This window comes from Rothia sp. HMSC069C03, assembly GCF_001811075.1.
GTDB lineage: Bacteria > Actinomycetota > Actinomycetes > Actinomycetales > Micrococcaceae > Rothia > Rothia mucilaginosa.
The window spans coordinates 1-11,476 of record NZ_KZ627134.1 but is presented as its reverse complement, the minus strand read 5'-3'; the positions used below and the strand labels follow the sequence as shown (position 1 = coordinate 11,476).

Below are 11,476 nucleotides of genomic sequence, written 5' to 3'. Positions count from 1 at the left end.
GCGGCTCATCCCCGCTCGCGCGGGGAACACACTTGCTGACATGGGGTTTTACCCCCTATACCGGCAAAATAGGATTACTTTGGAGCCAGAGCCTGCATCCAGAATACACGATAAGCAGCCACTACTAACCCCTGCGAGCACGGCGATACTTACTCGCCTTACTCCACCCAGACTTCGGTACAACTTTACGAACCACCGGACGATAAATCAGCTTAACACCCTCAAAATCGACAGGCTCCCAATCCGCATTATTTACCCGAAACTCAAGCCGCTGCTCATTATCCGCCGGAAACACCATAGTCGCACGACCAGTACCACCCGACTCCAACACACGCGCCCACAACTTCTCACGAATCCTGGCGCTCACACGCCCCACAAACACACCAGGATTAATCTCCAAAAGCCACTTCGTCAAATCACCACGAAGACTCACCGGACAAGCTGACAACACAATCACAATCATGACTCGTCTCCAGAGAAATTCGCACGCGCCGTAGTACCTCCCGTATACTCATCCCACAAAAGCATCTCAGTACTATCAAGCATCTCCTCAGGAACCTCCTCAGACAGCAGAAGCCGCTGAATATCCCGTACAACCCGCTCCATCACCTTCTCAGAACGAATACGGTCACGCACCGCCCTACGCGTCACAGACCCAATATCCATCCCCTCCGAATAACCAGCAACCACCTCAAACGCAGCAGGAATCGTAACCTCCGCCTTATACAAATCAGCAACGTCATACACAAAAGAAGAAGCATGCCCCGTATGCACAAACCCCAGCCCAGGCGCACAGCCCAAAGACACAATCGCCGCATGAACAATCCCATACAACGCAGCATGAGCAGCCGACAACGCCTGATTAATCGGTGACCCATCACCAAAATTATTCGGATCATACTCACGGCGCTCCCACGGAACACCAGTCCGCTCAGACCACTGCCTATACACAGAACGCACCCTAGCACCCTCCCTGCCACGTAGCTGTTGCATAGTCAACTCACTCGTATCCTCACCAGGAAAACGCCACTGATACATCATGCGCGCCACAGCCAAACGGCTTCGCGTATTCGACACCAACTTCGCCTGAGCAATCAGCAGACGCGAAGAACGCGCCACAGACTTACCGCTCGCATAATAACGAACACCCTGCTCGCCAACCCACACCACCGTAGTACCGCACTCCCCCAACAAAGCCATCGCCTGATGAGTAATACGAGTACCCGGCCCCAACAGCAAAGCGCTCAAACTCGCAGCGGGGCAATGCACCACCCCCTCTTCCTTCACAAACGTCACCGCACTATCCGCACGGGAAATCGTCGCATGCTCCACATACACAAAACTCAAACGGTCAGAACTACGAAACAGCTCAGACGAGCTCGGAGGAACAGCCCCCTGCATGATCTTCTCCTATGAACATCAGCGTGCCAGCATCGGCACAAAAATATGAGTGAATAAAGAAAGGGCGGGGCGCCATCACACAGAACAGTCCCCCGCCCTTCACCCGCATTACCTAGCGGGACAGAGGCGCCAACGTCAGAAGGCCCATACCGTACGCCTTACCTCTGCCCATACCGGAGAGCAGAGACTGACGGAACAGCTCAACATCAGTGATGCGAAGAGCACCATCAAACTGAGCCTTACGGTGAGTCACCTTACCGACCTTACCCTCAGCATTGCGGCGGGCAAACGCAAGGTCCTGACGAGAAGAAACCATCGGGCACTCCTCAATATCCTGGCCCTCAACAGTAGGAATTACTTCAAATCCCCACTGTGGAGCACGCTCACGAATCCACGCCTGCTGCTGCTCAGCCGTCACGTGCGGGAACACTTCACGCTTACCCGTCTGCTTATTCGTGTGACGCTTCACCGGGTTTGCGGCAAGACGGAAAGCCCACTCCTGACCGTTCTCCAGCTTCGCCAGCAAACGACCATAATGAGCGCTCTCACCAGGGCGCTTATGCCAGCCAGCCTGCTCCACAAGAGACGAAAAATCAGGCTCCTCAGGGCTCACCATGTACAGAACCGGAGCATGCTGAGACTCATCCAAACGCCACAGAATGCGACCCTCAGAATAATCCGTATCCGGCGGCAAAGTCGCCATCACGGCTGCATGCATCGCCTGCGGGCTACGCAACAACTTCCACGCGCTACGACGCTGCGGATTAATCATGAAACGAGAAAAATACGTCATGCTTCCATCACCGCCTTCATATAATCAAGCTCAGAATGCTGGGCAGAAGAGCTCTTCACAGAAGCCTCTTCCTCCATGTTCTGTGCAGGCTGATCTTCATTGACATTAACGAGGACAGGCTCAACCGACACAACCTCACGCGAAGCATACTGACGATGCTCCGAGCTGAAACTCACCGGAATATCCCGCACCAAATCACCACGCTCGCCAGGCAACGCATCACGCAGGATACGCAACGCTACCGGGCTTGGAAAATCCTTACGACGATACTCAGGAACCTGCCACTCCAACGAACGCAGAGCCTCCTCAGCGGACTCCTCACGGATACCCAGGACAAGGTCGTAACCAGCCGGGCATGCGCGCCGCCCAAGATACAGAGGATACACGGGCTTCTTCAGCGCAGACTCGATAGTCTCCAGCTGCTCACGTTCGCCTTCCAGAGCCACCACAAAAACAGCATCCGAAAGGTACATACGAGTCGAAAGAGAAGCCGCACCATTCGGGTTCTTAGCCCAATTCTTAGCGGTCTGATAGTCACGAATCAGAGTACCCGAGGCATCCGTACGCACCGCGAACCTCAACGAAACCAAATCGTCAACCGGCTCGTTACGCGAGCGCCCCAAGGCTGCAGCAACCATTCCAATTACGCCAGATTTACTCGGCTCATGTCCGGCATCACGGCGACGGAAACGACTCTGAGTGCCCCATGACTGCAACGGCCCGCTCATCTTCAAGAGCAGGGTAGGCATTAGGACTCCTGAGCGGTAAGAGCGGTCAGCTGAGACTCCAGGGAATCCAACAGCCCCTTCAAAGAAACAGACTCGCCAAGACCAACCAGTTCTTCCTTGAGGTCGCCCAAAGCCAGAACATACGAAGCAACCGGCTCGTAACCATATGCTTCTTCAATGTTCTTAGCCTCAGATGCGAGCGCACGAGCTGCAGCCACGCGGCGGCCCTCAACCTCGGTAATAGCCTTCTCGAAGGCATTCACGTAAGAGATGGGGCGGTCGTTGCGAACGGTTACGATAACCGCGTCAGGCAGGGTGCGCGCGGCGAAAGAATTCTGCTTACCGGTAGGCATAGAGTTGATGAATGCGCGGAGAAACGCCAGGGTTGCTTCGACGCTTCCAGAAGTATTACCCAGGTTAGCGTTCAGCGCATCCAGGTTGATGTTGGCGTAGCGGTAGAAGGTGCTTGCCGCCATCTCAACGGTGCCAATCATGCCCGCACCGGTAGCGTCATCGGAAGAACGAACGACATCATCCACGGCGGTGTAGTAGTCGAAATCGGGTTCGGAACCGTGAACACTCAGGGCGTGTGCTACCTGGCATGCTGCGTCAACGTTGAAGTCGGCAGCTTCTGCCAGCATGCGACCGAAGAGGGCGATGTCAACGCTGTGGTTAGTGTCGAGGATTTCCTTAACATCCTTCGCAACGAGCTTCTCGCCATTAGCATCAATAATTGCCTGTGCCAGCTTGTCAATCTGCTGGTTGCTCAACAGAATCAGGTAGCCAGAAACAGCACGGCCTGCTTCTTCGTCTTCCTTCTTCTTCGGCTTCTCCAACTTAATCTTTGCCGCCTTGAAAGCCTCGACGACAGCCGCCTCAGCCTTCTCAGCATCCAATTCGGGCGCAAGCTCCAGGATGCGCGCCACTACCTTGTCAGCAACCAGGCGGGTACGTACGCCCAGCTTCGAGCGGTCGAGGTGCGACTCAAAATCGCGGCGAATAACGGACTTCCAAGCCTGGCTGGACACGCGCTGGCGCTGAACGCCGCCAAAGAAAGCGGACTTGGGGCTGCCGGTGTCGTCACGGTTAATGTTCGACGGGGGCAGGGTCTGCAGGGCGTGGATATCGACGAAAGTAGTCATGATTTTTTCCTTCTTTCAGGAGTGATAGTTACTTAGTGGTTTTGTTCGCAACAGCGCGAACAGGGATGAGCCCGTAGGAGAAGTCACGGTTCCAGCGATACAGAACCTTCTGACGCGTCGTGGGGTTCAGAAGGTACATATAGTCAGTCGCGAATCGACCGTAGTCAAACGCAATACCTTCGGAACGGAGAAGAGTAATCAGGCTACGCAGGTAATGCTGGCGAGCGTTCTCCGTCTGAGCAGTCAGCAGAGAATCAAAACGCTTCTTCATCGAAGAAGTAGTCTGACTGACCAAGCGACCGACTGCCTGCCCGAAAGAAACACCGGCAACATGCATAGGCTGATTCTGCGCCTGCTGGTGCAGAGCAAAAAGAGTCAAAGCAGTGTATGCAGCATTCTCCGCATTACTCGGCTGGTCGCCCTTACCGCGATACTCTTCGGGGATACCTTCAGTACCGTCTTCCTTCTCCAGGACGAATCCCCAAAGCTCAGGATGAGCCAAGGGCGGTTCACCCGTTCCCCGGCGAAGCTTCGCCAGCTGTGCAGTAGCAGACGAAACACCGCTACTCTTCTGGTGGTAAAGGCGCATCACCTTTGCAGCAATAAACTGCTGCAGGTCATTCTGCGCAGTACGGTCACTCATTAGTGTCCTCCTGAGGTGAGTGAGAGGTGGAGGCTTGATAAGCCAAAGGGATGATCTTACGCAGACGCGCATGGAGCTGCCGTTCTGCGTGAGCAACACTGTAAAGAACTTCGTTCCCAGAAAGATCCTTACCAAAGAAGCCAAGCATAGCCTTGGGCCCTGCGCTATCGATAAGGACGTTCGCTTCATGCTGGATAGCGGTACGCACCAGGCGCTGCCATTCTTCCTTCCTGGAGGAGATATCTTCTGTCGCCCCCTGATCTGCAAGCCAGAGACGGAAAGACTCCTCCATACGGTTAAGTACGGCTTCGGTAGCATCTACACGGAATTCATATTCCCGACCTGCGGCACGCAACAAATTACCCGCGAACTGTCCCAGAGCAATTGCCGCGTCCATGGTTGCCTGAATATTTTCACGCACCATCTGGGAGGCGCTCACACCTTCATCAGTCAGCAGAGAAAGCTCAAGGGTCATCGAGTCAGAAATAATGTTCTCAATCACGGCGCTCTGGTTGCCGTATTCAACGCCTACCAGCTGAACCTGTACCTCCGCGTCGGTCGGGAAGTACCTTCCCGAACCCAACTGACGAATCACAGGAGCAGGCTTATTCTGCTTCTCCGATTCCGGGGTGAGACGAATCAGCAGAGCATCAGCACCACGCCACAGAGTGCGTTCAGCCGAATGAGCCTGAGGCATCCACACCTGTTCAGTCTTCGACGACTGATTCTTGCTGTAGCGATAACCCGTCAGAGGGTCAGTATAGGTATTGCGGTCAAACCACTTATCGCCATTAGCAACAAGGACCGAAGTTACGCGCTCGCCGTTATGGTGTAGGCGGATGCGACGCGACTGCCAGGTCAGAATCTCGCACATACCACTCGCGGGTACCGGCTGATCCTTGTATTGAGCCGCGGGACCGCCCGTGTACGCACGCGGTGCTGCAGTATCAGGCTCAGCACGCTCCCATACCGGCAGGTCAAGAGCAAACGACTCATCATCAGTCAGCTGCTCATAATCAAGGCTATACAGCAGGGTTTCCATTATATTGGCGCCGTGAACAATCACCTTGCCAGTGGTGCCATACCAGCCAACACCCAGAGGATAACCCTTACCGCCCTTAACGCGGGGGTCACCTACTGCGCCAGATTTAATGCCCGAGTAGTCCCAGGCTTGAATCGTCAGCAGGTAGCGTGCAGCCTCGGCAAAGCTCAGAGAGTCCAAGGTCTTTTCAGCACGAACCGAGAAGTACTCACTCTCTGAGTCCAAAAGCAAACGGCTAACGGGTTTGGTGTCTCCCTTAGCCGTGTGCAAATCATGCACCTGCATAAAGGGTCGGTCACCGCCCACCAGCCAGAAACGGTCCTTGAAAATTTCAAGGTATCCCAGAACAGCAGCCAGATTATTAGCGTCGGACTCACGCATCTGACGAATCCAAGGAGCCGCACCACCAAAAGTCTTAACGCCTTCGCTAAGAAAAGTGGCACGCGCAAAGATAATGAGCGCAACACCCAAGATTGCAACATCGGTTAGCGGATTATCCGATTGAATTCGGTCAATCTCATACACCCGTTTGAAGAAATCATGGAGTGACAGCTCAGCAACCTCACCCGTTTTCAGTCGAACCGGGATCCATGCTTCATCAACAAGATTGAAGCGGGGTTCTTCCAAGCTAGCCATTCTCACTCCTTTCATCATCGAAATCAGCTCACTGTCGAGTGACGAATGAGCAGTCATAAAAATGGTTTCTAGTCCACAATGGGAGTGGACCGTTAATTTAGCCTTGTCAGGGGGCTCTTGGTGGGCCTCCAGTGGCTTGATAATTCCACTATAGGAGCACCAAGAAGATTAAGTCAAGTAAATCTACAAATTTATTAATACCTTTGATATTTTTAAGGTGTAGAGTAAAACTTGAAGCAACGGAAGCAGAATCCCCGCTAGCGCGGGGACCACATCAACCAATTTTATAAATACTGGCTCATCCCCGTCTGCTTCGGGGAACATACTCCTCGCACCACAGCGAGGTACGCACTAGTCTACCGTCTAAGGAGAATCATGGTACCCGCCCCTGAGCATCTTTCAACACCTGAAACAGCATCGTTCTGGGCAAAAACAGGAGACAAGGACTCCCCTACCCGCGGCCTCTCCCTCGTTCAGCACATGCTCGATGCCGGTTCTGTTGCCGCCCGACTCTGGGATACATGGCTCGCACCCGGTCTGCAGAAACGATTCAGTGAGCATCTCCATCTCTCCATGGAAGATACGCGCTCGCTCGTATGCTGGCTCGCCGCCACCCACGACATGGGCAAAGCAACCCCCGAATTCTCCGGGCAGCTCGATGCACGACGTGACGAAAACCTCGCGGTGTACCGTCAGCGTATCGAGCAGCAGGACTTTGAGTTTCCTGAAGACCTCGTAACCCCCGTTAGCGGCTTACGATGCCCCCACAGCAAGTACAGCCAGAGCATCCTCATTCACCTGCTCACCAACAATATTGAGGGAATACCGCGTGAAGTTGCTGAAACTCTCGCAAGTATCTCCGGCGCGCACCACGGCACACCCGCAGAATATCTTGCTAATTCAGCAGACCTAAGCAACGTCATTTTGGAGCGTCTCTCCCCCAAATGGCATGCCGCCTGGCAGGAACTCTACACCATCACTCTGAAACGCTTTGGCGCATCCTCGGCATTGCATCAGTTAGCACAGCACGGACAGACTATCCCCGTCTCCGTGCAGTTCTGCATTACCGGTTTTGTCATCATGTCCGACTGGATTGCTTCAAACCCTGATTTCTTCCCCATGGGAACCTTCGGCTCAGCCGATCAGGAACAGCGAGCGCGCATTGGTTGGCAGGTTCTCGGGCTTGAACAGCGCTGGATTGCCGCGTTGGACACTAACCCCGATACCCCCGCACCAGATCTTTACGCATCCCGTTTTGGGTGGAGCAACCCAATCCTACGCCCCATGCAGGAAGTCGTAGTCGAAGCGGCACGCTCTATGCAAAGCGGCGGCATGATGTGCATCGAAGCACCGATGGGTCAGGGTAAAACTGAAGCTGGCCTCATCGCTGCTGAGTTCCTCGCACAGGCTACAGGTCGCACGGGTGTGGCCTTCGCAACACCGACCCAGGCGACTTCTAATGCCCTCTTTGACCGTGTTACCGAATGGGTGGAATACCAGACAAACAATGTGGCGCAAGAACATGGCGGACCTATTGAGCCGCACACCATGTTCCTGGGGCACTCCAAAAACCGGTTCAACAAGTCCTATGAGGTGCTCTCCAAGGCAGATATTTTCGACGAATCTTCTACCCCAGGGCGAGAAAACAACCGAAAAACACTACGCCCCGGAACGTCTCTCGCGCGACACAGCTGGCTCAGCGGCACCAAGAAGGGGCTCCTCTCCAGCTTCGTTGTGTGCACCATCGACCAAGTTCTCATGACCGCTCTGCAAGCACGGCACGTGATGCTCCGTCACCTTGGGCTTGCGTCTAAGGTCATCATCATTGATGAAGTTCACGCCTACGACGCATACATGAACCAATACCTTTCCAGTGCGCTCTACTGGCTGGGTCAGATGAATGCGCCCGTTATTCTCATGTCGGCAACCCTGCCGTCAGCTACTCGTGATGATCTGATGAAGAGCTATACCAAGGGCCTGAAGATTGGAGCAGAACCGAACAAAGTAGCTACTCCTGCTCCCCCATCACAGAATGACCTGATGGCGAAAATGAAAGCTCGACTCGCAGGCATTCATGCAGCACCTAAGCCGGAAGCGTCCGAAGAACCCATCCTCGATCTGGATTACCCCGTTGTCCACACGCTCACCGCCGAGGACAACGGAACTCCCAAGAAATGGAAGGTTGAACAGCCCGTAGAGCAAACCAAAATCGAGCTGAAGCTCATTGCTGACAGCCCCGAAAGCGTCCTGAACGTGCTCGAACCGCTCGCCAATGACCACGGATGCGCCGCAGTCATCTGCAACACCGTTGGGCGAGCCCAGGAAATGCACGCATTTCTGAGTGAACAGTTCGGTGAAGAGCACGTAGTCCTCACGCACTCTCGCTTTACCGCCACACACCGCGCCGAACAAGAAGAACTCCTTGTCTCAAAGCTCGGCAAGAAGGCACACTACAGCGAAGCTGACGGGGAGGATTCCTCGCGCCCGCACCGCCTCATTGTGGTGGGTACACAGGTCATCGAACAGTCGCTTGACCTGGACTTTGACGTAATGATTACCGACTTCGCGCCAGTTGACCTGGTGCTTCAGCGCATGGGACGTCTACACCGTCACGATAGCCGCAGCAGCTCAGAACGCACCCCCGCATACCGTATGCCGGTGTGCTACGTGCGAGGAGTTGAGACGTTCGGTTCACACAATGAGGCGCCTGACTTCCCGCGTGGATCCAAGGCAGTCTATGAGCCGATGATTCTGCTCAGCAGCTACGCGCAGCTACTCCCCCACTTCGACGGTGAACCTATTCGAATTCCTGCGGACATTAGCCCTCTGGTGCAGAAGACCTACCAGGAAAATACGTCTACTGAGATTCCTAGTGCCTGGGCAGAAGTCTACGAGAGCGCCAAGAAGGAGTGTGATAAGGGTAAGGAACTAGCCAAGGTCCGTGCTAAAGGCTATCTGCTCTGTGCACCTCAGCGTACACAGTACACCATGGTGGACTGTATGAATCGCCTCCTTAAGCCTGACGACTTGCGCTTCTCTGACGAGCAAATCGGCGAGGCAAAGGTTCGCGACACCGACGCGTCCCTGGAAGTTATCGCAATCATTGTGGAACGGAACCAACCGGGCAACCCCAAGAGCGCGATTGTAAACTACCGACTCTTGCCATCCATCAACAGCACAGACGAGTCTGATTCGCTCCGCTTTGATGCTTCAGCCGATGACCCGCCGACTTACTGGCAGAGCATGCAACTTGCAGCTTCATCGATTCGACTCCCCTACCAATACTCAGATGCACCCAACCACCGCATCAAGAGTGGGAAACTCCGATTCGACGATGCACTCGACCAGCTGGAAAAGGAACGCATCGAAAACTGGCAGAAATCATTCATGCTGGAAGGGCAGCTCATCCTGCCCTTCGAAGAGGTCGAAGCAGGCGTGTACTCGTACAGGCTCTGCGATTACGAACTGGTGTACACCACCCAGCTAGGCTTGCAGAGCATCGACGCTAAGAATAAAAACTAACTAAGACGCACAAAGACCCCCGCCGGATCCTCTCGTGGAGCATCCGGCGGGGGTCTTTACTATATAAACTTTTCGACGCAGTTCACGCATTCACGCTGCGCGGTCTCGCAGCGCCAGGCGGCGGCTACTCAGACTCGCCGAGCATGCCCTCACGAGCCAACGCAGTCAAACGAGACACCGCACGGAAATACTTCTTCTGATAACCACCAGCCAGCATCTCCTCAGTAAACACCTTGTCAAACGGCACACCCGAAGAAACAATCGGCAAGTCCTTGTCATACAGGCGGTCAGCCAGCACCACAAAACGCAACGCCACCGACTGCTCAGTAATCGGGTGAACATCACGCCACGCAATACCATCCAGGCCATCAATCAGCTGACGGTAACGCGACGGGTGCACCTTCGCCAGATGCTCCACCAGGTCAGCGAAGCTATCAACACCAACAGTCTGGCCGCCGAACACTTCCTCAACCTTCGCATCAAACGCATCATCAGCAACAGGCTCCGGCGCAGCAGGCAAGCCACGGTGACGGAAATCCTCACCATCCACACGGTGCACCTCAAACTGCGAAGCAAGCACCTGAATCTCACGCTTAAAATCCTCAGCCGCGAAACGGCCCTCACCCAGCGCACCAGGCAGCGTGTTCGAGGTCGCCACAAGCTTCACGCCAGCATCCGCCAGCTCACGCATCAGACGAGACATGAGCACAGTATCACCCGGATCATCCAGCTCAAACTCGTCAATGCACACCAGCTTATAGCTGCTCAACGCCTCAACCGTCTTACGGAACGTCAACGCACCCACCAGGTTCGTGTACTCCACAAAAGTACCGAACGCCTTCGGGCCATCCACATAATGCCACAGCGACGCCAACAAGTGAGTCTTACCCACACCAAAACCGCCGTCAAGGTACAGGCCAGCCTTCGTCGAATCCTTCTTCTTGCCACCAAACAGGCGACCAAAGAAACCGGCACCAGCGCCGCCACCATTAATCTTGTCGCCAAAATCCTTCAGCTTCTGCACAGCCTCAGCCTGCGACGGCTGATTCGGATCAGGAATGTAGCTATCAAAAGACACTTCACCAAAACGCTCAGAGGGGCGGAAACCCGCCAGCAACTCATCAGCAGAAACGCGAGGGATGCGGTCGATCAAGTGTACGGTCGTGGTGGGCACAAAAACTCTTTTCTTCAGTGACGGCGATGTGACTTCCGCTTTAAGTGTAGTACTGTCTAACACCCCGCGTGAGCCGTATGAGTTGCCCGCCACATTACGGGCATGAGGAGGGAGTGGGGGTGCGTGGGGCCGCTCTGTTTTGTTTAGGCCGCTCAGTGCCAGTGGAGGGGCTACTCAGCACCGGTGGAGGTTCGGTCATGACCTAGCAATTTCAGTCATGACTTAGCGTCTTTGGAGGTGGTTAAAACCCCAGCCTAAAGTCACTAACCCATTACCGAAAAAACTAAGTCATTACCGACTCCCGTCCGCCTGGCATAGACGCAAATTCCGGTAATAGGTTACGGATTTGTGCCATAGGTTAGCGTCTTTGGTCGTAGTTAAAAACCATGGTCGAA

General features: G+C 54.5%; 9 protein-coding genes. 1 reads left to right on the top strand and 8 read right to left on the bottom strand.

Annotated features, from left to right (window positions below; genetic code table 11):
* Positions 1 to 124: 124 nt before the first annotated feature.
* The 7 genes from cas2e to casA all read right to left on the bottom strand — a co-directional run bounded on the left by cas2e (position 125) and on the right by casA (position 6,385).
* Entirely contained in the window at positions 125 to 463 is a 339-nt protein-coding gene (gene cas2e / locus HMPREF2779_RS02150) for a type I-E CRISPR-associated endoribonuclease Cas2e (protein ID WP_105360710.1), read from the bottom strand.
* Positions 460 to 1,401, bottom strand: coding sequence for a type I-E CRISPR-associated endonuclease Cas1e (gene cas1e / locus HMPREF2779_RS02145; protein WP_105360709.1), 942 nt, complete (start codon positions 1,399 to 1,401; stop codon positions 460 to 462). The genes cas2e and cas1e overlap by 4 nt, the downstream gene beginning before the upstream one ends.
* A 112-nt stretch (positions 1,402 to 1,513) precedes the next feature.
* The gene (cas6e, locus tag HMPREF2779_RS02140; protein ID WP_105360708.1) at positions 1,514 to 2,194 is read right to left on the bottom strand and encodes a type I-E CRISPR-associated protein Cas6/Cse3/CasE; all 681 of its coding nucleotides are present in this window, start codon (positions 2,192 to 2,194) and stop codon (positions 1,514 to 1,516) included.
* Positions 2,191 to 2,943, bottom strand: coding sequence for a type I-E CRISPR-associated protein Cas5/CasD (gene cas5e / locus HMPREF2779_RS02135; protein WP_105360707.1), 753 nt, complete (start codon positions 2,941 to 2,943; stop codon positions 2,191 to 2,193). Before cas5e ends, cas6e begins: the two co-directional genes overlap by 4 nt.
* A complete protein-coding gene (gene cas7e, locus HMPREF2779_RS02130) occupies positions 2,943 to 4,064 on the bottom strand; it encodes a type I-E CRISPR-associated protein Cas7/Cse4/CasC (protein ID WP_105360706.1) in 1,122 nt (373 codons plus the stop codon). The genes cas5e and cas7e overlap by 1 nt, the downstream gene beginning before the upstream one ends.
* A 28-nt stretch (positions 4,065 to 4,092) precedes the next feature.
* Complete coding sequence (gene casB / locus HMPREF2779_RS02125) at positions 4,093 to 4,707, bottom strand: type I-E CRISPR-associated protein Cse2/CasB (protein WP_158676573.1); 615 nt, start codon at positions 4,705 to 4,707, stop codon at positions 4,093 to 4,095.
* Positions 4,700 to 6,385, bottom strand: a complete 1,686-nt coding sequence (casA, locus tag HMPREF2779_RS02120) for a type I-E CRISPR-associated protein Cse1/CasA (protein ID WP_105360704.1) — start codon at positions 6,383 to 6,385, stop codon at positions 4,700 to 4,702. Before casA ends, casB begins: the two co-directional genes overlap by 8 nt.
* A 375-nt stretch (positions 6,386 to 6,760) precedes the next feature.
* Between casA and HMPREF2779_RS02115 the strand changes: the two genes are divergently transcribed.
* Positions 6,761 to 9,907, top strand: coding sequence for a CRISPR-associated helicase/endonuclease Cas3 (locus HMPREF2779_RS02115; RefSeq protein ID WP_105360703.1), 3,147 nt, complete (start codon positions 6,761 to 6,763; stop codon positions 9,905 to 9,907).
* A gap of 124 nt (positions 9,908 to 10,031) precedes the next feature.
* On the opposite strand, the gene zapE is transcribed toward HMPREF2779_RS02115, so the two are convergent.
* Entirely contained in the window at positions 10,032 to 11,081 is a 1,050-nt protein-coding gene (gene zapE, locus HMPREF2779_RS02110; RefSeq protein ID WP_105360702.1) for a cell division protein ZapE, read from the bottom strand.
* Positions 11,082 to 11,476 lie beyond the last annotated feature (395 nt).